The organism is Marinifilum sp. RC60d5 (assembly GCF_052400665.1).
Lineage (GTDB): Bacteria > Bacteroidota > Bacteroidia > Bacteroidales > Marinifilaceae > JBQTGK01.
Genome location: NZ_JBQTGK010000004.1, coordinates 280,042 through 304,511, shown reverse-complemented (window position 1 = coordinate 304,511; position 24,470 = coordinate 280,042). Strand labels below are relative to the sequence as shown.

Sequence of the window (24,470 nt, the reverse complement as noted above, 5' to 3'; positions counted from 1 at the left end):
TTATTAAAAGAACCATAATTTTACCGCCAGTACCAAAATACTTACCAATAGAATTGCTTTTATCCATTTATCGCCTCTTTTAACAGAGAAGGATGACCCCAGATATCCACCCAATGCATTTCCTGCTGCAAGAACTAAAGCAAACTTCCAGTTAATAGCATCGTTATAGATAAATACACCAACAGCAGCAAGAGTATAAATTAAGGCTACCGTAACTTTAATACTATTGGTCTTTAACAGAGAAAAACCATTTAATTTAGTAAGAGTTAATATGATAATAAACCCAATTCCCGCGTGCAAGAAACCACCATAAATACCAATAAAGAAAAAAGAAATTACTCCCCACGCCTGATTCTTAAAATGCATTTTCTCTTCAACATCTAAATCCTTACTTTTTCTGTTAAAAAGAATTAGCAATGCAACCCCTACCATAACTATAGATAGAATTCGTTTAAAGACATCTTCGTCGATATCAAAAACAAGAAGTGCACCAACAAGAGATCCTGCAAGAGCAGATATACCAAGGTAAATACTGTAAGGATAAGAGCTTACTCCATTTTGGTTAAATTTTGCTATAGCAAATGAGTTTTGTGCCAGAATAGCAATTCGATTGGTTCCGTTTGCAATCGTAGGTGGCAAACCTAAAAAAATTAATAATGGTAAAGTTATTAGAGAACCTCCCCCAGCCACAACATTTAAAAATCCGGCAAAAGTACCAGCTAGCACAATAAAAATTAAATCCAACAACTCCATAAATTAATTGTAATATTAAAAAACCTCATTACTGAGATTAATATATTAATTATATATTTTAAACTAAATTAGTAAGTTACTAATCTTTAAATATCTACAATAGACTATAAAGAAGATGACACAGGAATGTATCTACAAGAATAAATGGGAGATCAAAATTTTGATCTGATGAATGAAGGTGTAAAATAGCTTGTGTAAAGCTCTATTTAAGGATGTAAATTTAGTGCGCTTTAACGCACTAAATAATTTTTATATAATTCTCTTACTAAACTCCAGAACATCATGCAAATGATTTTCCATAAGCATGGCTGCCTTATCTGCATCTTGTTCTTTAATTGCTTCTAAAATACTTCTATGCTCAGAATCAGTTTTAGCTAGTAAATCGTGTACACAAACTTTCTCTTTTCGGTATATTGCAAGAATGTCTGGTAAAATAATCAGCATCATGGTTTTTACAACTGCATTATGAGAAGTCTCAGCAATTCTTAAATGAAACTGAAAATCTTCATTCTCCGATGGGAGATTTTTTGCTAATTTGTTTTCGTAAGCATTTAAGGCATCTTCCAATAAAACAATATCTTCTTCTGTTCTTCTTTCTGCAGCTTTACGCACCGAAAATATTTCCATTGTAACTCTGGTTTCTACCAAAGACTGAAAATCGGGACGTTCTATTTTCATTATATTAGAAAACAAACCTTCCATTGCTGAAATATCAGCACCATTAACAACAACTCCACTTTGGGGATGTGTTGTTAAAACTCCGAAGAATTCTAATTTTTTTATTGCATCGCGAATATAAGTTCTTCCAACGCCTAACTTCTCGGAAAGCTTTCTCTCTGAAGGTAGTTTATCTCCTGGACTCAAATATCCTGAGACAATTAAACTTCTTATTTGTCTAATAATTTTATCAACTGGTGATTCAACCTCAATAGCCTTAAAATTATCTAATAATTCCATACAATAACTTTGTTTATCAAAAATAACCCAATATAAAATTCACTATTGGTAGGACAAATTTAGTTACATTTAAACACGTTTACAAACCATTTAAACGCATCCACACATACATCATAGTAAAATACACAATACGAGTAAGAAACAATATAATTATCAACAACAACAGAAATACAAAAATTAACTTAATATAACACTTGTACTATAAACAATTTAAATTGGTTTACCACTATCTTTTACAATCTCTTAAATCACACCACACCTAATCTAATTCCAATATATTTATTCTATTATCATATTCTTATTTAAACAAAAACTATTCTAAACTTCTTAACAATTTAAGATAATTTGATTGTAAAAAGTCTCAATATTTTTCTCCCAAAATTAGCAATACAGAATCAATCTAAATAAAAAATCTATTTTTACTCTATTAACAAACTACTTATAAAGCTTTTGCTTAAAATCAGCAAAAACACGCAAGGATTTTATTAGCTCTAATTTCCGGGAAGGATTGGGAAATACCTTCCCGAAAATTGCTAAGCAAAGGATTTACAAAAAATCAGTCTTCATGAATATAAACACACCTACCAATAGAATGATTCTACAAACTCTTATCACCAATTAGTATTCTAACACTAACACATTAAAGACTGAACCTTTTGATTAAACCTCTTATATTCCCAGAGCCTGACCTCCACCAATTTGAATAGTCTCAGCGGTAATAAAAGAAGCATCATCGCTTGCAAGAAAAGAAACAACCGAAGCAACTTCTTCTGGTTTACCGATTCGTCCAAGCATAATATTATTTGCCCATGAAGCGAATACTTCAGGCTTAGTTGCTTTAATTTGAGCATGAAATGGGGTATCAATAGTACCCGGAGATACTGCATTTACACGAATATTATATTCAGCTAAATCTTTTGCCAATGCTCTGGTAATTGCATGAACACCTGCTTTTGATGTTCCATAAACACCAGCCCCAGGTCCGCCTGCATTCCATCCTGCATTTGAAGTATAATTAATGATAGATGCATTTTTTCCTTTTTTAAGAAAAGGAATAGCTGCTCTTGAAGCAAAGAATACTGAATCAAGATTTAAAGCCATTACAAATCTGTAAAATTCAGTTGTCATCTCTTCAAATCTAGATCTTCCACCTAATCCACCTGCATTATTTACAAGAAGATCGATTTTTCCGTACTTCTCTCCAATTGCCTTTATGTTTAACGTTACAGCCTCATCACTCGTAACGTCAAAACCATAGTACTCTGCAGTAATTCCCTCTGCAGTAAGCTCTTTTACTCTTTCAGCTCCCGCTTCATCTTCGATACCGTTTAAAACTACAGTGTATCCGTCTTTACCTAATCTTTTAGCTACTTGGAAACCAATTCCTCCTGTTGCTCCAGTAATAACGGCTACTTTTCCTTCTGCTTTCATAATAATTGATTTTTTATAATTAACGATAAAGAATCTGTATCATAATTAAGAAAAAACCTTGTGTTTAATCTTTGTAATTTGCAGACCTTTTATTGATTTTTCTCCATAAAAAAGAAGAAATTTATCACATCTGGAGACATCCTTTTTTATTGGTTGTCCCAGACATGAAAACTATTTTATAATTACTACACCTCTTAAATTCCTATTGCTTGACCACCACCAATCTGAACAGTTTCAGCTGTCATAAAAGAAGCATCATCGCTTGCTAAGAAAGATACAACAGAAGCTACTTCTTCTGGCTTACCGATTCTTCCCAGCATAATATTATTTGCCCATGATGCAAATACCTCTGGCTTAGTAGCTTTAATTTGAGCATGGAAAGGAGTATCGATTGTACCCGGAGAGACTGCATTTACGCGAATTCCATATTCAGCCAAATCTTTTGCTAATGCTCTTGTTATTGCATGAACTCCCGCTTTTGATGTTCCATAAACACCAGCACCAGGTCCACCTGCATTCCATCCAGCATTTGAAGTATAATTGATGATAGATGCATTTTTTCCTTTTTTAAGAAAAGGAATAGCTGCTCTTGAAGCAAAAAAGACTGAATCAAGATTTAAAGCCATTACGAATCGATAAAATTCGGTGGTCATCTCTTCAAATCTGGATCTTCCACCTAATCCACCCGCATTGTTTACAAGGAGATCTATTTTACCATACTTCTCACCAATTTGCTTAATGTTTGAACTTACAGCTTCATCACTTGTTACATCAAAGCTATAATACTCAGCAGTAATACCCTCTGCAGTAAGCTCCTTCACTCTCTCAGCACCCGCTTCATCTTCAATACCGTTTAAAACTACGGTATATCCATCTTTACCTAATCTTTTGGCTACTTGGAAACCAATTCCTCCAGTCGCTCCAGTAATAACGGCTACTTTACCCTCTGATTTCATAATAATTTGATTAAATGTTATATTAATTTTATAATTAATAGCTTTATTTAATTTGCTCAATCTTACCTACAGTTAAGAAAATTGAAGCCAATGACAATGGAACTAAGGCTCCGAGCAATCCGAATAATAGTGGCCAACTTGTAATGTAACCAGCAAAAAGAATTGCTAATATGACTCCTAATACGGCAGATGCACCACCTAATCCAGCTAATGAACCTACTGATTTTCCTCCATGTAAATCACTAGGTAAAGTTTGGATATTTGTCATCATAAACTGAAATCCACCCAATACAAATGCCATTAAAATAACAGCTAGTACTGCATTGGGAACTAATACAGAAGCAATTACTGCTGGTACAATAATTCCACCACCTAGTAACATAGCTGTTTTTCTTGCTCTATTCACAGTTGCGCCTTTACGTATTAAATATCCAGAATACCAACCACCTGCAACGGATCCAATCATTGCTCCTACATAAGGTATCCAAGCAGAAAAGGCTAACTCCTTAATATTCAAACCAAATTGTTCAACCAGATACATCGGTAAGAAAGTAACAAACATCCACCAAATGGGATCAAGGAAGAAACGACCTAAAATAACAGAGTAGTTTTTCTTATTAGACAATAACTGTCCCAAAGTTTTACCTACTTCATTTGTAACTTTCGCCTCTGGCTGACCACTCAAAATATATTCTCTTTCTTCTTCGGAAATCCATGGATGTTCTTTAGGCCCTTTTTTGTTAATGATTAACCAAGGAATTAACCAAAGTAACCCCATACCACCAACTACCACAAAAGTCATTTTCCAACCAATAGATATATAAAGCATTAGAATAATAATTGGAGCTAGAATAGAACCTATAGATGCGGCGGCGCCAAAAAGTCCTTGTGCAAATGCCCGTTCTTTTTGAGGAAACCATTCTGCATTACTCTTTGTAGCTCCTGGCCAAGGTCCAGCCTCACCCAAACCAAGCATCATTCTAAATCCCGTTAAGGTTACTTTACCTTGAGATAATGATGTAAGAGCATCTGCAAATCCCCATAATAAGACAGAAACGACAAAACCTCGACGTGTTCCAATTTTATCATATAATTTACCTGAAAACATTTGGCTAAGCCCATAAGCTATCATAAAAAAGATAGTTATTATACCTAGCTGATTTTTAGCCTGTTTTGATGCCTCTTCAGGTGTTGCCCCTTCTTCAACAATGCCAAGTTCATAAGCCATACCTTGACGGTTCACTACAACCTGACCGTTCTTTTTAAAGTTGACATAATCAGCTCTTTGAACAATTTTTTCACCTCTTTTTGTTACCAAAAGATAAGTGTTATCTTGCTCATTAAATTGAGCCTGATTCTGTCTTTGTTCACTATCAATTTGGTCAACAAGATCATATTCGATATTAGCAACCCACATATAATTTAAGGTTCCTCTATCTAAATAATTAATTATTGTGATAAGCATTATCAAACCGATAATCCACCATCTTAACCCTTTTACTTTCATAAGAAATTTATTTAATTATTAGTTAAGATTTTAGCTTACTTTCCAAAATACGAAACAGCACTTCCATCCAAAAAGTCCTCACGAACTGGACTAAAAACATCAATTAAAATACCTGCTTCCAGACAAACGGCACCATGAGGTAAATTTGGTTTGATATAAACACCATCACCGGCTTCAACTATCTTAACATCGTCGCCAATTGTAAACTCAAATTTGCCTTCAGCACAATACGTAGACTGTGTATGAAAATGATCATGTGTAGATCCGACTGCACCTTTTTCAAACTTCACTTTCACCATCATAATCTGATTATCGTAGCCTAAAAACTGACGTTGAACTCCACCTCCAAGATCTTCCCATTTCATTTCTTTAGAAGTATAAAATTTTGGTCTTTCACTTTGATTTCCCATGATTAGCTATTTTTTAGTAAATATTTCAATTTTTAGAGGTTAATCCTCTATCCCAATTTTATTATTAATTCAAGTGTTAATACAGTAATTTTTGAGTCACAAATTCATCGGTTACGATTTTTGACTTTCCTTTAACTGTATTTCCACTTTCTAGATTATTTTTCTCGCCCCACAACCTAGCAACGAATCCCGATTTAATAGAACTAAACTTGTTATTCAGAAGTTCTACATTAACAATACCATGCGTTTTCAGTAAAACTTCCTTAGAACCAACTTTACCTGCTCGCTCAACTGTATTATTATTGAACACAAAATTTCCACCAATTGTAGATTCATCGTATCCACCTCTGTGATAGTCAACAAATACTTTTTCAACATCACAGATCTGATTATTCTCAAGTAGTAAAAATTCTGCATTGTAGTCTCCTTTATCATCCGTTTCAGAATCTAAAACAAAGCCATTAACCAAATTTTTCATTACTGAATTAACCACTTTCAATGTATCTGCGAACGAACCTTTTTTAGATCTATAGATTGAATGAAAATCACTTAAAGTGCAGTCATCAACAAATACGTTTGCCGCAATTGACATATCATCCTTATTTGGTTCAAAACAATTTGTATTTTTTGAACCTTCCACAATTAAATGTTGTAAATTGATATCCACACCAGCTCCTAATTCGAAAGCTGTACTATAATCTGCAGACGTAAACTTTAATCTTGCTTTTTTATCTTTATTAGTTGAAGTAAGAATTATACTTTTTTCAATTTTAATGGTTTTATCCAAGTTTAATACATCTGCATCAACAACAATTGTATCACCATTATTTGCATTTTCAAGCGATGCATATAATTCATCATGCGATTTTATGGAAACACGTTTTGCATTTGCATTTTTCTTCGAAACTTTAAACCAAGATGGTCCATATTTATCTACATTTAGAACATTGAATTTTGTATTCTTAACTGCACAAATTGCTCCAGCATGATTTACATCACGATGATTCGAAAATATATCGTTCTTTATCGTAACAAAATCAAATCCATCAAACAACTTAGCATTCGGATCCGCAAGCTCAACAAAAGGAACCGCCGATTGACCATTAACAACAGTCATTTCTGAATTCTCAAACCCCACAAAGTTCTCAACTCCATTAACTCCACTCACATAATTACACTCAAAATCAATATCTCCTGGAGTGTCATAATACTTTACAATAGGTGCACTTACAGTTTCGCTGTTATAAATAAGATTATTGGCTACTGCTGTGCGAATAGGAAGTGCCGATCGAATCTCAGACTTTGGTAAAACATCACTCTTATTTACATTAGAACCTACACTAAACTGCAGAGGACTAATGCAGTCAACCCAACTATTGTGAGCAATTACTACATCAGTAACCTGATTATATCGGTTTAATGGTGACTTTGGAATTCCATTCATTACTGCAATAGCACTTCGAAACTCGTTCCCTTTTAGGTTGTAGAAATAATTGTTTGTAATCCAATGACCAGTATTAATAACCCTTACACCTCCAATATTATCTGAATCATCATCGCCAATAAACCAGTTGGAATCAATAGTGGCATAATTACCATGTCTTAACACTAATGATCCTTCACACTTATAAAATACATTATTACTAAATTTATTGTAATTCGATTTACTGGAAATAACCTCTACCTCACCATTACAATGATCTAAAAAATTATCTCGCACTTCAAAAAATGCAGGAACCATAGATGTATAGCTATCTCCTAATTGCATAGTTTCACCTCTTGGCCCCCCTCTTCGAGGACGTGGACCGAAATAATTATTAGCTATTAAATGATGACCATTCGCATGTTGATTTCCTTTTAATTGACCTCTAACCGTTGGTCCATTATTAGATTTTCCAGCAATATAACATGACAATAACTGGTTGCGTTGACCCCAAAATTCAACCCAATGATCTTTTTTGGTTCTGTCCAATTGCGTAAAATTCTCAATAACACAACCAACTACCTTACAATCGTAGGCTGCATTCTTTTTGTCACTTTTAAACTGAATAACAGCATTAATAGGTGTATAACCATTTCGGAAGTATAAATCGTGAACCTCAAGAAAATGACCCGCAATTTTTAAAAATGATTGTCCTTCAATAAAAACTTGCCCAGGAGTTTCTGCTTTTAAAACAATAGGCTTATCAGCTGAACCGATAGCCTTAAAATCAATATTAGCATCTTTCCAGATACCATTCGACATTACAATAATATCTCCTGCTTGAGCATTATCAATAGCCGACTTCAACTCAGCCATATTTTTCACAAGCTTTTCCGTCTTATTTTCACAAGATGTTAAAATAAGACAAGTAAATAGTATTACTGTGAGAGTTTTAAACAATTTCATTTTTTTCCTTTTATATATTTAAATTTCTTTTCTGTCTTTCCTATTTAGCTCGAACAAAATGAAACGCTCCCGTCCACTTATAGTTCATTCCACTTATTTCGAGCTGATGTTTTGAATCCTTATCTGAATCCATATTCGCTAGAATCAAAGTCCATTTATTATCTTTTTTATCTTGAAACGAAACTGCTGTATACTTATCTGTGTTAAACAGAAGCTCCACTTTTGAAATGCTACTAAAAGCATTATCTGCAAATTCTGTTACTCTATCGTATTTTCCATGAACTTCAACTACAGATACAAAAGCTGCATTTTTCTGAGGCTTCTTTTTAATAATAAAGGCTGGCTCTTGTCGAAGATTAAAATTAGGATCATTAGCTCCTATACGAACTAATTGCAAATTATCATCAGGGCTCACATAGCTTGTTATAGAATAAAATCGATTGTTTGCAAGCCAGCTTATTTTTGCGTTATCATTCTTTGCCTGTCCTTCTGCTTCTAATCTCAAATGTTGATATCCGTTAGATTCTCCCATTTTTTTAGATATTTCAGGACGCTTATATTCATAGTTGGTAGAAAGCAACTGACCTTTAAAATGATATGGTAATTCATATTGTTGCGTTGAATCTGAATTCACACAAAAAACATCTAACAAGACTGGCTTTTCAAATCTCGAATCAGAAATCAGAGCTAAGGTTCTGTGCATTTTCACACCTTGATATGCATTATTTTCTTTAGCACTGATGATTTGGAAATTCTCCTGATCTGCATCAAAAAAGTATGGTTCTGAATGAAATTGATTACCAACATCTGTTTTCCCTCCAAAATGAGAAATACCATTTACAACCACTGTATTATGAGCAACTGTTTGTTTTGCCCATGTTTTATTTTCGTGAAGATATCCTCCTCCAAATTTCTGTTCAATATTTACATATCGAGCTGCACCATAATCAGGTAGAACCTCCCCTTTATCATCGTAAAGAGAAAAAGATAATTTATCGAAATGACCATGTCCCATTCCTTGAGATGTATTTTTCATAACAAGGCAAAGTTCATTGACACCCTCTCCAGCTCGTAAAATACCTAAAGCACCTTGCTCACCATCAGCACCATCTTTATAATTAGCCGATTTTTTTTGATAAGCTTTTTGTTTCCCGCTTTGAATTGCTTTAGCAACAGCTAATCCACTATCATCAAGCATTACCTGACCTTGTTGCTCTGCCACCGACAATAATCCGGCATCCTCCCCCCCAAAATAATAGATAATGTCTACCGATGACACCAATTCTCTTGATAAATAAGACATTCCTTTTAATGCATCATTAATCGGAAAAAACAGGCCATTTACATCTGTAAGATTCAATAAAGTCTGAATCGCTTTCACTAACAGACCATCACGGTATTCAAAAATTTTCACTTCTGGCTTACAATTCTCTATAGCCTCTGCAAACATTACGAAAGGATACATTGCGTAACGCTGATAGTATGGTCCTTCGGTATAATATCCATCAGGTGAAAACAAAAAATCCAATTGGGCAAAGAAACCTGCCTTACCGTTATTTTGCATCTTAATTAATCCACCATCATTATCTTTCTGGTCAGCTTTTATATTATCAGATTTTAAACCATAAAAAGCACGATCAATGAGTTCTTTATCATTCATCACAAAACCAATCATTCCAACTGCGGCATTTCCCCAGGTGCTATGATTATGCACTCGATTATAGAATTGAGGTGAATCAACCGACAAATGATCAGCAAAGGGACGGAAAAGATCCTTCTCTAATTTTCTTCTCTCATTAGCAGACAACCAATCGTAAACACAATCGTAAGCCTGACTAGTATAAACCAACCAATTAGCATCATTCAAGTTTTGCCAAAAGATTTTTCCTGGTGCATAGGATCTATTTGCAGGATGTAAACCCAATGTTGGATACATCTTAGCATATTCCATTAGCATATCGCGAACATAAATCGCATATTCTTCATTCTGGGTAATTTGAAACAAAACCCCAGCCTTTTGCATCACCAAATAGTTTTTTTTATGACGATTATGAGTATAACCACCAGCCATATCTTTAGGCACAGGAACCTCTATTCCATTTTTTATTTCAGCATCTACCAAGTCGACCGCTTGTTGAAATGATGATTTTAACATAGGCAATTTATCCAATTGTGCTCTTATTTCGTTAACACCTTTTTTTGTCAAAATCAACTTAGGGTGAGATTGAGAAATAGCACAACTGCTTGTCGCAACAAACACTACTAATAGAATATATATTTTCAATTTACTCATAGTCTAGTATATTTTTTTTCTTATAATTCTATTTGAACAGATTTACCAGGTTTCAAGTCTACAACGTGACCACCAAGTGTTAGTTTTAATTCTAAAATCCCACAATTAGCAATCTCCCATTCTTCACCTTTTTTCTTAATCAATAAATCTGATGAATTACTCATTAAAATTTCCGCATTCTTTATTTTTAATTGAGAACAATCAAATAGTAATGTTATTCCTTTTTTACTTACGCCCATAGAAGAGTTAGACTCTATTACCTGATTGTCTTCCTTACTGATCATATTCCAGCCTGCCAATTTCAAATCCTCATATTGTGAGCTTGCATGTATTCTGTTCTCAAAATCCTTAAATGGATACAATAAACTGGTAAAGGTTGTATTCTTTGCATTTTCCACTTCAAAAATGGTTCTTCCTTTACCCCTTGAGGATTTTCTTCTTATAAAATCAGGTCGGTTCCCCAACTGTATAATTTCCAAACCAGCACCATTTGGAAACACCGACCTCACATGAATATCATTTTCAGCATCGTAATGTCCTTGCCAAACTTGCTGATAAGTATGCTTCTCGTCCTTAGACTTGTAATGATCTCTAACAATCCAGAAACCATCTTTAATAAAAAACACCTGTCTGTAGGTATCTACATTTAAGTCTTTGTAACCATCGTGTGAACCTATGAAAATATCGATTTCATCTGTTGTTGTCCAATTGATAAGCTTAGGAGTTGGTAATTTTCCCCATTTTCCAAATCCACTACCACCTTTATTGCCTTTCCATTCTCTACCATGAAGAACCGAATCAACTAAACCAACATTTTTCGTCCATGAATTTTTAAATTCTTCTAAATCATTCAAATAATACCTTACCTGATAATTTGGCAAAACCATATTCCCATAAGCAAAGGCTTGTATTCCCAACATATCCCCATGTTGATGATCTGGTTTTTCTTCTGTTAATCCTGCACTTATTACCATATACTGATTCTCTTCTTTCCAGCCATTACGCATCACGTAATAACCTGTATGTGGCAAATCTGTACTACTCATCTTTGGCTTGCTTGCTTTCGCAGCTTTGTACTTTTCTACTTGTTCCGTACTTAACAACCAATAATACTTTGATGGTAGTTTTTTACCTGCAAAATATTTTATTTTTTTATCTCCAAACAAGGCTGACCCTAAAGCCATAATATCTTCAACTTTATTAACTTCCGCCCATGGATCATTTGTATCATCCTGTAGTACAGGCAAATTCTTGTTCGGCATTGCTAATTGTAACATTGCATCAAACATGCCTTTTAATCTTTGATCCCAGATTGGGTTTAGGCTTACGCCATTCATTTTTGCTAACTGATATGGATAAAAGTAATTATCGATATCATCAACATGATAGTGAACAGATCTTTCAAATTGAAAACCATCTTTATAAACTTCTTTTTCAAGATGTTCTTCCAATCGGTTAGTAGCTCGGGTCCACCACTGATCTGCACCTTTAATTTCTTTGAATAAAATTCCCAACATACCCAAAGCACTCATGCCTCTTGTTTGATGGTTCCCCTCATTGTATTTTGGGTTGTGATGATATAATTTTGCTCCGGTGTGCAAAAATGTTTTAATCATGACCAATTGTTCTTGCCATGTATATTGATCTGAAGCCAATAAACATTGGTGAACAAATAACCAATTGTACATTCTGTTTCCTGCTCTGTATGCTTCGTAAGCACCGTTTCCATCCGCAATTGTTTCTACCTCTCCTTTGTTAAAAGCTTCGTTTAAGGATTCAGCTTGTTTTGGAATGTAATGCAGGTAATCAGTATCTTCTGTAAAATAAAAAAGCAGAGCAATATCTCCAGCTTTGTGCTGTCTGGTTAAATGTCTGTATGGATATGAGCTAACCTCTTCCCCTTTTAAATTGGTAAAAGGTATTTTCCAATTTGTCCATGCAGAATACAAGTCAAGATGTTGCTTTGCTTTATATTTATGATACTCTTTTCTACCCGAGTACATTTTATTGTACATCTCAAATCTCTGACCAAAATCTTTCCAACTAAAAAAGTAACGATCCGATAATTTGTTCTTAAAATATTCCGTTAGCATTCGTAATGCTTTTTCTTCTTTCCCTGCGTGGTATGCAGCTTGTATCTTTTTCAATCCACTATCAGCATCAACATCCAACAATTCCACCAATTCATTATTTGTTAAAACATGATCGAAAGGAACTATTTGCTTTTGAGCAGAAAGTGTAAACGAAAGCAACACGAAGAAAAAACAAAGTGATTTTAGCATCTGATTCTTTTGTAAAATTTGATTCTTAAGTAATCTCTAACTGTTGTGTTGGAGTCCACAAAACCCAATTGGAAACTCCTTCACACAGTGTACTTAATAAAAACTACTAATCTATTATTCTATATTTTGGATTAACTTACCCCTGCTCCTACTAATCTCTCTGTATTTTATTTGGCTCGAGATAAAAAAACCCTTATTTATTAATGACTTACTTCTAATTCATAGTATTGTACTTTTGAAAACGCATCAGAATCTTTTGAAACTAAATAATTCCCAGCCTTAAAATAGTTTTCAAACACTCCCCATTTTTCAATATGGATATCATCATAAACTACCGACTCTTTATCATTCAAAATCACTTCCATTCTACCATCTGATACTTTCACTTCTAATGTGAATTTTCCAAAACCAACAGATTCAGAAAAAGTATATCCATCATCATCTCCCCATGCATCTGTTTCAAGTAACTCTTCGTAGGAAGCATTTAGATCTTTTAGGACTTTTGTTTTTACTCTAACAGCTCCATCGGTCCAATATATCTTTAGTATTGGAGGAGCATTGTTATCATCTTCTCCTATTAAATCTCTCTGCTCATCTGTTAACCTACCATGGATTTGCATAATGATAGCTCGATGATAGTCACCATCGTCATCTTTAGAAATATCGGACATAGCCAATGTTCCTTTCATATATCCACCCTGAGCAAATGTCCAATTCGTATCCCCTTTATCTTCCGGATTCATCAACTCTCTCAATTCAGTTCTTGAATAAGAAGTATTGTTAGTTGTTGCTCCAGGATAGGTATAAAACACTAAGGTTCCTTCGATAGAGTCGTTATACATGAAAGGTTTTAATGTTTCATTTGTTGCATAATCCAATATTTCGGGAGGTAACACTTCCGTTGGATTTCCAATCGGAAGTGTTACTTTCCAGTTACTTAAATCAATATTTGGTAATTTATAATCATCTTCCTGTTCTTCAGGAGTAATGATTTCTGGTGAATCCTCTACTGCATCATCAGATGAGCTCTGACAACTAATACTTGTCATTGAAACAGACAAACTGATCACCAGTAAAATTATATTTTTAAATGACTTAAGCATATTCTCTTAATTATACTTATTTATTCAACAATAGCAGAAGTAAACTCCTCAACATAAGAAGTTTTAGTTCCAGTATTTGAAATATGAATAGAAATAGATGTGTTAACTCCGGTATTAAAAGCTAAAGTTACTTTTTGAAAATCACTTTTACCTCCTTGAACATCACCTGTAAAAGATGTAAGAGTTGCAGCAGCAACATCATCAGGAGAAGTAACAGTGCCGGCTAAAACAGCAACAGTATTAGTTGAAGGATCACCTGTTTCAATTGAATAATAATAAGTAATTGTATAATCTGTATTTGGCGTAACAGCAATACCCGATTGATACGCAATTCTAGGATCTGTAACAGCAGTTGGAAATTTAGATGATTTACCTCCTACAAAACTTGTGCTCGTAGAAATTTGTATGGTTTTACCCATATTACCATCAACCCAAGGAGAGGTATATTTCCCATCATCACCTGGCTCATCAAAACTAGGATTCAATATAACTAATTCTATTGCAGATGGAGCTTCTGGCTCAACAACCTCAATTGTTTCAGAATAAGTACTTGTTACTCCCAATTTATCAGAAGAAGTTAAGGTTACTGTATAGGTTCCTTCTCCAGGATAGGTATTTTTACCATCTTTATCTGTTGATGTATTACCATCTCCAAAATCCCATACGTAATCAGTAGCACTATTAGATAGATTTGAGAATGTATAATCTTTCCACTCCTCAGCAGTACCCTGACCTTGAGCATACGTAAAATATGCAGTTGGTGCCGTTTCATCTGCCTTAGAATTTGCTTCTGGCAAATCGTATTCAAAATCACAAGCTGTAAAGGAAAGTGCTAATACTAAGATCATCAACTTCCAAACAGAGCTCTGATTTAGGTTTAAATTCAATATCTTATTTTTCATTTTAAATCAAATTAATCATTAAACAATTCCTAGTAACCAGGATTCTGCGTTAGCAATCCATTACTTAAGTTAATTTCTCTCTGAGGTATTGGTAACAATAAATCAGTTGCTGAGAAACTTCCACCTGTTGCTGTAGAAAACGCAGATAACACCTCTTGAGCCTTTCCAAAACGAACTAAATCAAAAAATCTGTGGTTTTCGAATGCTAATTCAACTCTACGTTCGTTCAATAGATCTTCTTTTGTAATTGAAGTTATAACATCTGTAATTCCAGCTCTATCTCTCACTTGTTTAAAAGAACTGATAGCTGTTGAACTTGATGTTTCATTAGCTCCAGCCATAATCGCTTCGACATGCATTAACAATACATCTGCATAACGTAATATAATCCAATCGTTACCCGCTTTCTGAGGATCACTAGAAGTAGAATTTATCCCTAAGCTTTCATCTCCATTTGGAAGATATTTAACGGCCTGATATTTTGTAGGTTGCAATACATCTTGACGATAAGAATACATGGTTCTGTTTCCTCCCATTGCATCTAAGGCCTCACGAGCATCATCAGTAACATAGTTAACCCCACTAGTTCTACCAACAGCATTTAGCCATTCAGCAGAGAAGTTCTGGCTATCATCTACAACATCTCCAATGTATTCAATAGCAAAAATAATTTCGTTATTTAGTTCATTATAGAATACATCTTTAAAATTAGCTTCCAAAGCAAATCCACTACCCATTACATCCTCACATAAGCTTTGTGCCAAGTCGTAATTTTCACCTTGAGTTAAATATACTTTAGCTAATAATGCCTGAGCTGCAGCTTTTGAAGCTCTTCCTTTATAGGTATTATCAAGATTAGCAATTGCAGTTTGTAAATCTGATTCAATTAAGTCATAAATTGTTGCAGTAGCTACTCGTGTATACGCTGTTTCTGAATCATCTGGAACAATCACTTTTTCAACCAAAGGAACATCGCCAAACAATCGTACTAAATTGAAATACGCATAAGCCCTAACAAACTTTGCTTCACCTTCAAAAGCACCTTTAGCTTCTTCTGAAGCTACTCCCAGGTTTTCTAGAACTAGATTTGCTCTATAAATGATGTTATAAAAACTATCATAGTAATTTGAAACTCTACCATTGGTAGCTTCTACAGTAAAACTTTCGAACTGTGCATCTTCACCTTCACTACTCTTAGTTTTAGTGTTATCACTTCTCATCTCAGTTAGGAAATACTCGTACATTATACCGTGATTATCGGACGTACTAGTAGAGTTGACTCCCTGAATACCATCATACATATTTATGAGACCAGCTTCTAATTCTGTATCATCATTAAAGAAGTCATCGGAAGATATCACACCTGTAGGCTCTGGACTCAAAAATGAGTCTTCACAAGCAGTAAATACGATTAGTATTAGAAGCACTGCTATTTTACTTATATATTTAATCATGTCTATCTTGTTTTTTAGATTAAAAATCTAGGTTAAAACCTACACTTATTGTTCTATAAATTGGAGACCCAGCTCTCTGGTAACCGTAAGTCGTTGGAGAAGTAGAATCTACAGACTCAGGATTAAAACCTGTATAATCATCTGCTGTTAAATAAAACAAGTTTTGAGCAGACACATATACTCTGGCTTTCTCTATAAAAGTTTTACCTAATAATTCTTTTCCGAATGAATATCCGATATTGATATTTCTTAATGCGATATAAGATGCATCCTGAACAATATCATCTGTAAAGATCTTTTGCTTAATAAACTGTTGATTAGGAGTTGTTGCAGGATCAAAATCCTGACTACTATTAAATTGATTAAAAATATATTGATCTCCCATATTTCTTACCTCAGCACCGTGAGATCCCTGGAACATAAAACTAAAATCGAAGTTTTTATATTTAAAATCATTCGAGAAACTCCAAATCAATTCTGGGTAAGGGTTACCCAAAACCGCTTTATCTTCGTCATCGATAATACCATCACCATTTAAATCTTTCACATAAACATCTTGAGCTTCCCCTCCTACAGGATGGTATGGATTATTTATATATTCTAATGGAATATCTTTATCAACTACCCAACCATAGAATGATGAAATTGGCAAACCTTCCTGATTAATCCATTCAGCAGCTCTCTTAGAATCAACACTTTGAATTTGACCATTAGATTCTGCAAAATCGTTTAACTTATTTTTATTCTTAGATGCCAGTAAGGTACCTGTCCAAGTAAAGTCCTCTGTAATATTAACTCTAGATCTTAACTCAATTTCAATACCACTATTTTCGACCTCACCTCTATTAATAAGAGCCGCATTAAAACCAGTAGTTGATGAAACAGGATTCTCCAGAATTAAATTATCACTGGTTCTCTTATAATAATCGAATGAACCAGAAAGTAAACCATTAAATAACATAAAATCAACACCAGGATTAAATTCTACTGATTTTTCCCATCCCAAATCAGGATTTGAGATATTCAATGCATTAAAACCTGTAGCCGCTGCACCATTTACAATAGCGGTTGAAGTTTCCAATAACGCTAAATAAGGGTATGTCTCTTCATAAACAGTACTTGCATCAATTGCATTATTACCAGTAACACCATAACTAAATCGAAGTTTTAAGTTATCTATAACTCCATTGTCTTCTAAGAAATCTTCTTCTGTAAGTCTCCAACCCAATGAGAATGCAGTAAAATTACCATATTTAGTATCCGCACCAAATCGAGAACTACCGTCACGTCTGAAACTAGCTGATGCCAAATATTTGTCTTTGTAAGCATAATTTACCCTACTTGTGAAGGATAATAAACGTTCTTCATATTTTCCTGATTCTGCAGAACTAATTGTACCTGCTGCACTCATGTTTTGAATATAATCAAAATCATAATCTGTTCCTGACATCTTAGAAAATTCAGTCTCCCAAGTTTCAACCGACACACCTAAAATAGCGCTAATGTCGTGATCACCCATTCTTTTACTGTAGTTAAAGAAGTTATCATTAACTAAATGAATACTGTTTTGATTGGATTCATACAGCTGAGTATTATCGGCACCATTTCTATGTGCTAAAGGTCCCTGCCATCTTCTAACATCTGTATTCTGGAAAGAACCACCAATTGTAGTCTTAAAGTTTAATCCCTTAATTATTTTATACTTGGCATAAACACTACCATACATTTTAAACTTCTTATAAGTATAATCTCTTTCTAAAACTTTAGCAGCAGGGTTGGCATTTGAAGTATTACTAATATCTACTTCGTTACCATCCAATATATAATTATCAAAATGACGCTGAAAAGCATAATCACCTACCTGCACATCAGGATATGTGTTTCTATCAACATACTGAATTGTATTCTCGTCATGATATACTGGCAACCAAACAGTTTGACGTAAAATATCATGTGTTGAGCCATCAAATCTTCTTCTGTTTGAATAAGAAGGAGATAAATTTACACCCATTGAGAATTTATCTGAAATTTTCGTATCTAATTTTAATTTCAGACTATATTTTTTATAATCATCTGTTAGAAGAACACCTTCATCATGTGAATAATTTAAAGCAGTACTAAATTTCGTATTCTCGTTTCCTCCTCTTGCACTAAGTGAGTGATTTTGGATTGTACCACCATCAAAAATAACATCTTGCCAAGATCTATCAACACCTATCATTTGCTTATAGCGTGTTTTATCCGAAATTGCACCCAAAGCGGCCTTTTCGGCAGCAGCGGTTTCAGCTATAGAAAAGTCATAAGCATCACTCTTATGAGCTTCTTTAAACCCAAAATAAGAATTATAGTTAAATTTTGTTTTTCCTGCTTTACCTTGTTTTGATGTAATCATGATTACACCATTCGCACCTCTAGAACCATAAATTGCAGCCGAGGCAGCATCTTTTAAAACCTCAAATGAAGCTACATCATTCATATCCAGGTTACCCAAATAATCTGAATCAACAACAATACCATCAACAACAATTAATGGACTAGAACTACCACTAATAGATCCCGTTCCTCTAATTCGAATAGTTGGGGCAGTACCTGCTCCTCCATCAGTCGCTTGAATATTAACACCTGATATTTTACCAACTAAAGCGTCATCGACACGAGCTACTGCTACTTGTTCCATGTTTTCATTCACAACTTTAGAAATAGCTCCAGTAAGATGTGATTTTTTTTGAGTACCATATCCAACCACAACAACTTCTTCTAAACTTTCAGTATCAGCACCCATTACTATATCTATAGTAGTTAAGGCACCTGCAAGTTTCTCAATCGTTTGATATCCTACAAACGAGTATACCAATATACTTTCAGATCCGGATACACTTAAAGTATAGTTACCATCAAAATCGGTAACAGTACCATTAGTAGTACCCTTTTCATATACACTTACACCTATTAAAGGCGAATTGTCTTCCTTATCAACAACATTCCCCGTAATCGTTTGCTGAGCAAACAAATAGGATGAGAATCCTGTCAATAAAACCATTAGCATTAGGATTTTTCTTTTCATTTCACTTGTTTTAGTAAAATTGGTTAGATTAAAAAATTTCACACAATACTTATAAAGTGCTAAATAAGGTCTAGGGCCCATCTTGACAGTCCTTAACACAAAAAGTATACGCAATTATTAAAACTGCTTTTTATTATTGACTTGCTTCATACCGTAACTTATAAATAATCAGCAAGAATTAAATTTAGAGATTACGTTTTTTTCTACTGAATTCTAAAACATCGCTTAAGTGTTCCTTCATATATTTAGCTGCTAAACCAGGATCACCTTCTTTAATAGCATTAAATATATTTCTATGCTCTACAAACGACTTCTTAACTCCAACGTTAGCACAAACATGTTCACGTCTATAAATCTCAAGAATATCAGGAAGTACAATTAACAATAAAGTTTTACTAACTGAATTATGACTAGCTTCTGCTATTTTTAAATGAAATAAAAAATCTTCATTCTCGGGAGGTAAATTTTGATGGACCTTATCTTCATAAGCCTTACAAGCTTCTTCCAAACTCTTCAAATCTTCATCGTTTCTTCTTAATGCAGCATTTTCAACTGAAGAAATCTCTAGAAAACATCTTGTCTCAACTAAAGAATAGAAATCTGGATCTTCAATCTTCATCACATTAGTAATTAAACCTTTCATGGCTGCTATATCAGCACCTTTAACAAATACCCCACTTTGCGGATTTGTTGTTACAATTCCATAAAAATCTAATTTTCTAATTGCATTTCTAATATGTGTTCTACCAACACTAAACTTTTCTGATAGCTTTCTCTCCGATGGTAATTTATCTCCAGGATTTAAATACCCCGCAATAATCAAATCTCTAATCTGACGAATAATCTTATCCACCAGACTTTCAACTTCTATTGCTTTAAAATTATCTAATATCTCCATAATCTCATTTTACCTACTAGCATCTGCCAGTCCTGCGATTGGTGCACCAAAGTTACAAAACTTTTTTATCTATCAAAATACATTCTACTATCTTCAAACTGTAACGCACAAACCAAATCGCCACAAACCCCAACAACAAAGGAATGCAAAGGTTTGTTTTTTTTCATTTTTTTTAGATTCACAATGGCAAAAGTTGTAATTATTATTGAATATTCACCAAATATTAGCTTAATACGATTGGTCGACCAATTATAATTCGTGGTAAAAACGAGCACTATTCAAAAAAAACGGGCAAGAATATATGCCTACACATAGGTGTCTGTTTTTAGCTAGTAGATCAAATTAAAACATCAATATTTTAGCATTTAAAATTAGATTAGAAAATGATTATAAGTAATCAATACATGCAAGTGTGAGGTGGATTTAAGAACGTATGTTTCATTTAACATGAACAAAAGTGAATTGCAACTAGTTATATATAACTCATAGAGTTCCTTTGTTCATTGGGTTAAACCACCTTTTAATATAAGTCAGCTATAGGTTAAAAATTAGATTCAATAAGCATCTAATATTAGCATCGCTCTTCTTTGGGGATAAATCAAACTTCACTCATTATATATCATTTTTTAGGCTCAAAAAAAAGCAGTAAGGTCATGCCTCACTGCTTCTTCTTATTTTTTATATTATTCTGCCTTTGTACTAAGACCTTATTAACAAATCTAAAAAGTCCTCTTAGCTCATAAAAAAACTAGTTTTCATTAAGCTAATTGTTACCAAATACCTGTTCCTTTATTTTAATTATTCATTTTTTGCATAACATTCATTGTTACTAAAAACAATAGGATAATTTCCTGGGCCTGCAGTAAGTATAGGTTGTGTCCCATATTGTATTATTGCCAACTCTGATGCTGTCATATGTTTTTGAATGGTCAAACCTAGTATATTTATGATTTCGCCCGTTGAATTTCCTCCAATAATTTGAGCGCCTAAAATAATACCACTTCCTTTTGAGAAAATTAATTTAACCATCTGTTTCGATGTATTTGGTAATAAATCTGGATGATGATCGACTCCTATATTTTGCCCTACTACAAATCAGAAAGCCTTCAGCACTAGCTTACATTTCGGTTAAACCAGAAGCTCCCATTGATATATCACCCAAAGAAGTTAAAAAATCACTATCAATCTTGGTAACTTCATCAATAAGAAAATCAGCATCCATTTTCTTAGCGGGCTCTATGCTTTTAATATTATCTTCAACACGATTAAGTGTTCCAAAAGTATAAGGTATACCACAAGGAATAAGAGACTCTGGCTCTTTTCATATAACCAATACTGATTTATCTTTATTGGGCATTTTTGCCGATGAAGCAGCAGGATTTCCTCCAATAATAACAATATCGTAATTCACCTTATTATGTATTTAAATTTAGTAATCTCACGATCAAATAAAACTCCAGCTCTATTACCAATCATATAAATTTCATGTTTGTGTGCCAATAACTTTTCAGCAGCCTTATAAGTATAGCGTTCAGGGTTTACACTTGCCCCAATTATTAATGTTTTTTTGCTCATAGCTTTAATATTTTATTTTTTACAACGAAGTTTATATATAAAGAAAAAGGAAGTGGATACAATTAGGATAAACAGAATATAGAAAAACGGATAGCCGAATTTACTGATTACACTACCAGAAATTAATGGGAAAATTGTTGGAATGATATTCCCTGCTCCAACTAAACCTGTATATAGAGCACGATTTTCGTTCCCCGATATTTCAAGTAACACGCCATTTAAGGTTATCATATAAAGTGAAACTGCGAAACCACCTAAAATAAAAACCCATTTTAACCAAGCAGCATTAGGAATAAAAAGAATCATCATGGCAAGCGTAATTGAAATAATAGCATTAACATATAATAGCGCATTATATTTAAGTCTTTTGCTATAAACCAATACAATAAGGCTCATTGACACAACACCTATAACTTTAAAAAGCAAAAATAATCCGGTATCAGACGCTTGTGTATGAAATGTTTCTTTAGCATAAAGCATCACAAAAGGAATAAATGAAATAACAATTCCCTGCGTATTAATAAATCCGAGAAAGTAGATTAATTTTTTATTGTTCTTCAATTCATAGGTCATATTGTGAATAAAATTCTTTAGTCCAGAAATTTTTGTTCCCGATGGTTCTATTTCTTTAATATTCCAAAAGCCAAATGACGCAAATAATAATGAAGCGCCTCCAATTAAAAACATGATAGAATAATTCATCGGAAAAGATGAACTTGACAAAACTTGTTTTGCAAGAAATGCTGTTGATAATATAATAATACCTCCAACAATTTGACGAGTTGAAAAGAATGATTTTCGTTTGCTCTCTGATATTGATTTCCCCAATATATCGATATAACTAATATTAGTAAAAGCACCACTAAATGAGAATATTGAAATTAATAGAAATAAAATCCAGAGGATAGAGACAGTACTATTAGTGGCAAATATGTATAGTATAAATGCTAAGGAAAATAATGAGACAATTCGTAAATTAATACCTCCTAGTAAATACCTTTTCTTGAATGGCATATTGCTTAAAACAGGAGCAAAAAATAATTGTGTAAAACTAGAACCTCCCATCATTATAGCAGCCATAATTCCTACATGGAATGAATTACCTCCAGATTCAATAACCATAGCGGGAATTACTGTATCAACGTCCATGAAATTTTGGGCAAAGGCCAAAAAAACAGCATGCCATAAGAAGGATTTAAAATTGTGTTTTGATATGTTTTCTGCTATTGGCATTCCCTGTTATTATTTCTTAGTGATTATGGTTTTTAATATTCCTTTTCTGATCGAAAATAATTTAAAATTATTTAGGTTATTCTGCAGTTCATCTTCAATTCAAACAATACGATTACTTAAAATTTTGAGTACTTCGTCACTTGTTTCTTTGTCGATAATTACGGGTATAAAAATTCATTAACCATTTTTATATTAAGCCCAAATTGTTTTGATACAAGAACTTAAGAATACTTTTTTCAATAAACTTTTCATCGATTTCAAAAATTTCGAAACACTTACATTCTCGAAAATATTCACTAAGCTTGCCTCTCTCAATTGGTATTGCAATTCGTTTCATTTTATGAATAGATTTATAGACACAAAGTTATTTTGAAACCTATGCTTAGACAAAACAATACCATTTGACTAACACTTAATTTAGATTATCTTTTTATAATAAAAATCATATTAAATAATAATTTCACATTAATTGGATGTGGTTAAAAGAGGTCTGCAAAATTTAATTTACAACTCAACACAAACACAATAAATACCTTAGACCAAACTTTAACATTGTACTTCAGAACGCATGGAATCAAATAATATTGAAAATATTTCTGATTGGTTTAATTATTTTCAGGAATTACTATTCGGAATAGTATAAAAAGTAACTTAAAAAGCATGAGGCAAAAGAAAATACATTAAAAATTGGACTAGATTGTTTTAGGTGGATAAATCGTTTTACTTATTTTGTTTCTTGTTCTTTTGTCTTGTAACAAAAGAACTCAACCGAACAAAGTGAGTTCATGAACACCTTATGAGACTATTTGTGAATAAAAATTCAAGAATCTTGATTTCCTCGACAAGCTCGAAACTTCCCATTTTTACAGATCATCCATTGGGTTTACAAGAGCTCTTAAATCAATGTTCAATAACTACAATTGTAAAAAAACTGTGTGATCTAATAAATAAAACTTCACCCACCACATTCAACTTAGAGCGCTAAAACTAAAATCAAGATCTTTGAATTATCATTAATATAAAATTTACCCAATAAAATATTGAAGAGGTAAAGTTCATCTTGTAAAATAAGTTTGATATTTTAAAATACTATATATTGGTTGACCAATATAAGCAGTTTATCAATCTTCGATACACCAAAATTCCACATGAAATTCAAATCATCACACATCACTTTACAAGCATGAATAACAGACTCACAATCAGCACTATGTAAAACACAAACAATTAACAAGAAAATGCTTGAATTTTGAATCCCAAATA

17 protein-coding genes are annotated in these 24,470 nt (G+C 33.3%); all 17 read right to left on the bottom strand.

All coding sequences use genetic code 11. The features are described from left to right. Positions 1 to 3: 3 nt before the first annotated feature. The 17 genes from ACT3CE_RS11340 to ACT3CE_RS11260 all read right to left on the bottom strand — a co-directional run bounded on the left by ACT3CE_RS11340 (position 4) and on the right by ACT3CE_RS11260 (position 23,207). The gene (locus tag ACT3CE_RS11340) at positions 4 to 753 is read right to left on the bottom strand and encodes a sulfite exporter TauE/SafE family protein (RefSeq protein WP_444709894.1); all 750 of its coding nucleotides are present in this window, start codon (positions 751 to 753) and stop codon (positions 4 to 6) included. A 249-nt stretch (positions 754 to 1,002) separates the two neighbouring features. Continuing rightward, positions 1,003 to 1,710: a FadR/GntR family transcriptional regulator gene (locus ACT3CE_RS11335; protein WP_444709893.1), complete on the bottom strand. Its 708-nt coding sequence runs from the start codon at positions 1,708 to 1,710 to the stop codon at positions 1,003 to 1,005. A gap of 669 nt (positions 1,711 to 2,379) precedes the next feature. Then, a complete protein-coding gene (locus tag ACT3CE_RS11330) occupies positions 2,380 to 3,141 on the bottom strand; it encodes an SDR family NAD(P)-dependent oxidoreductase (RefSeq protein WP_444709892.1) in 762 nt (253 codons plus the stop codon). Positions 3,142 to 3,335: 194 nt separating this feature from the next. Continuing rightward, a complete protein-coding gene (locus tag ACT3CE_RS11325) occupies positions 3,336 to 4,097 on the bottom strand; it encodes an SDR family NAD(P)-dependent oxidoreductase (RefSeq protein ID WP_444709891.1) in 762 nt (253 codons plus the stop codon). A gap of 43 nt (positions 4,098 to 4,140) precedes the next feature. Continuing rightward, on the bottom strand, positions 4,141 to 5,604 hold the full coding sequence (locus tag ACT3CE_RS11320) for an MFS transporter (RefSeq protein WP_444709890.1): 1,464 nt from the start codon (positions 5,602 to 5,604) through the stop codon (positions 4,141 to 4,143). Positions 5,605 to 5,639: 35 nt separating this feature from the next. Further along, positions 5,640 to 6,014: a cupin domain-containing protein gene (locus tag ACT3CE_RS11315; RefSeq protein WP_444709889.1), complete on the bottom strand. Its 375-nt coding sequence runs from the start codon at positions 6,012 to 6,014 to the stop codon at positions 5,640 to 5,642. 76 nt (positions 6,015 to 6,090) lie between these two features. Next, on the bottom strand, positions 6,091 to 8,403 hold the full coding sequence (locus ACT3CE_RS11310; protein ID WP_444709888.1) for a chondroitinase-B domain-containing protein: 2,313 nt from the start codon (positions 8,401 to 8,403) through the stop codon (positions 6,091 to 6,093). A gap of 40 nt (positions 8,404 to 8,443) precedes the next feature. Beyond that, positions 8,444 to 10,696, bottom strand: coding sequence for an alginate lyase family protein (locus ACT3CE_RS11305; RefSeq protein ID WP_444709887.1), 2,253 nt, complete (start codon positions 10,694 to 10,696; stop codon positions 8,444 to 8,446). A 20-nt stretch (positions 10,697 to 10,716) separates the two neighbouring features. Further along, positions 10,717 to 12,978 (bottom strand): heparinase II/III family protein, encoded by a 2,262-nt coding sequence (locus tag ACT3CE_RS11300; RefSeq protein ID WP_444709886.1) that lies wholly within the window; start codon positions 12,976 to 12,978, stop codon positions 10,717 to 10,719. A gap of 200 nt (positions 12,979 to 13,178) precedes the next feature. Beyond that, the gene (locus ACT3CE_RS11295) at positions 13,179 to 14,081 is read right to left on the bottom strand and encodes a polysaccharide lyase family 7 protein (protein ID WP_444709885.1); all 903 of its coding nucleotides are present in this window, start codon (positions 14,079 to 14,081) and stop codon (positions 13,179 to 13,181) included. Between the two features lie 20 nt (positions 14,082 to 14,101). Then, on the bottom strand, positions 14,102 to 14,983 hold the full coding sequence (locus tag ACT3CE_RS11290) for a PKD domain-containing protein (RefSeq protein ID WP_444709884.1): 882 nt from the start codon (positions 14,981 to 14,983) through the stop codon (positions 14,102 to 14,104). A 29-nt stretch (positions 14,984 to 15,012) separates the two neighbouring features. Then, entirely contained in the window at positions 15,013 to 16,437 is a 1,425-nt protein-coding gene (locus ACT3CE_RS11285) for a RagB/SusD family nutrient uptake outer membrane protein (protein WP_444709883.1), read from the bottom strand. Between the two features lie 19 nt (positions 16,438 to 16,456). Beyond that, on the bottom strand, positions 16,457 to 19,501 hold the full coding sequence (locus ACT3CE_RS11280; protein WP_444709882.1) for a SusC/RagA family TonB-linked outer membrane protein: 3,045 nt from the start codon (positions 19,499 to 19,501) through the stop codon (positions 16,457 to 16,459). 184 nt (positions 19,502 to 19,685) lie between these two features. Then, complete coding sequence (locus tag ACT3CE_RS11275) at positions 19,686 to 20,399, bottom strand: FadR/GntR family transcriptional regulator (protein ID WP_444709881.1); 714 nt, start codon at positions 20,397 to 20,399, stop codon at positions 19,686 to 19,688. Positions 20,400 to 21,197: 798 nt separating this feature from the next. Continuing rightward, positions 21,198 to 21,476: a hypothetical protein gene (locus ACT3CE_RS11270; protein ID WP_444710139.1), complete on the bottom strand. Its 279-nt coding sequence runs from the start codon at positions 21,474 to 21,476 to the stop codon at positions 21,198 to 21,200. Between the two features lie 330 nt (positions 21,477 to 21,806). Further along, positions 21,807 to 21,974, bottom strand: coding sequence for a CoA-binding protein (locus ACT3CE_RS11265; RefSeq protein WP_444709880.1), 168 nt, complete (start codon positions 21,972 to 21,974; stop codon positions 21,807 to 21,809). Positions 21,975 to 21,986: 12 nt separating this feature from the next. Further along, positions 21,987 to 23,207, bottom strand: a complete 1,221-nt coding sequence (locus ACT3CE_RS11260) for an MFS transporter (protein WP_444709879.1) — start codon at positions 23,205 to 23,207, stop codon at positions 21,987 to 21,989. Between the last annotated feature and the right edge of the window lie 1,263 nt (positions 23,208 to 24,470).

Bases quoted from the DNA above. Each gene is read 5' to 3' on its own strand.
- ACT3CE_RS11310 (WP_444709888.1), bottom strand. From the start codon at position 8,403: ATGAAATTGTTTAAAACTCTCACAGTAATACTATTTACTTGTCTTATT.
- ACT3CE_RS11265 (WP_444709880.1), bottom strand. From the start codon at position 21,974: ATGAGCAAAAAAACATTAATAATTGGGGCAAGTGTAAACCCTGAACGC.
- ACT3CE_RS11290 (WP_444709884.1), bottom strand. From the start codon at position 14,983: ATGAAAAATAAGATATTGAATTTAAACCTAAATCAGAGCTCTGTTTGG.
- ACT3CE_RS11320 (WP_444709890.1), bottom strand. From the start codon at position 5,604: ATGAAAGTAAAAGGGTTAAGATGGTGGATTATCGGTTTGATAATGCTT.
- ACT3CE_RS11280 (WP_444709882.1), bottom strand. From the start codon at position 19,501: ATGAAAAGAAAAATCCTAATGCTAATGGTTTTATTGACAGGATTCTCA.
- ACT3CE_RS11335 (WP_444709893.1), bottom strand. From the start codon at position 1,710: ATGGAATTATTAGATAATTTTAAGGCTATTGAGGTTGAATCACCAGTT.
- ACT3CE_RS11260 (WP_444709879.1), bottom strand. From the start codon at position 23,207: ATGCCAATAGCAGAAAACATATCAAAACACAATTTTAAATCCTTCTTA.
- ACT3CE_RS11300 (WP_444709886.1), bottom strand. From the start codon at position 12,978: ATGCTAAAATCACTTTGTTTTTTCTTCGTGTTGCTTTCGTTTACACTT.
- ACT3CE_RS11330 (WP_444709892.1), bottom strand. From the start codon at position 3,141: ATGAAAGCAGAAGGAAAAGTAGCCGTTATTACTGGAGCAACAGGAGGA.
- ACT3CE_RS11340 (WP_444709894.1), bottom strand. From the start codon at position 753: ATGGAGTTGTTGGATTTAATTTTTATTGTGCTAGCTGGTACTTTTGCC.
- ACT3CE_RS11305 (WP_444709887.1), bottom strand. From the start codon at position 10,696: ATGAGTAAATTGAAAATATATATTCTATTAGTAGTGTTTGTTGCGACA.
- ACT3CE_RS11325 (WP_444709891.1), bottom strand. From the start codon at position 4,097: ATGAAATCAGAGGGTAAAGTAGCCGTTATTACTGGAGCGACTGGAGGA.
- ACT3CE_RS11275 (WP_444709881.1), bottom strand. From the start codon at position 20,399: ATGGAGATATTAGATAATTTTAAAGCAATAGAAGTTGAAAGTCTGGTG.
- ACT3CE_RS11315 (WP_444709889.1), bottom strand. From the start codon at position 6,014: ATGGGAAATCAAAGTGAAAGACCAAAATTTTATACTTCTAAAGAAATG.
- ACT3CE_RS11285 (WP_444709883.1), bottom strand. From the start codon at position 16,437: ATGATTAAATATATAAGTAAAATAGCAGTGCTTCTAATACTAATCGTA.
- ACT3CE_RS11295 (WP_444709885.1), bottom strand. From the start codon at position 14,081: ATGCTTAAGTCATTTAAAAATATAATTTTACTGGTGATCAGTTTGTCT.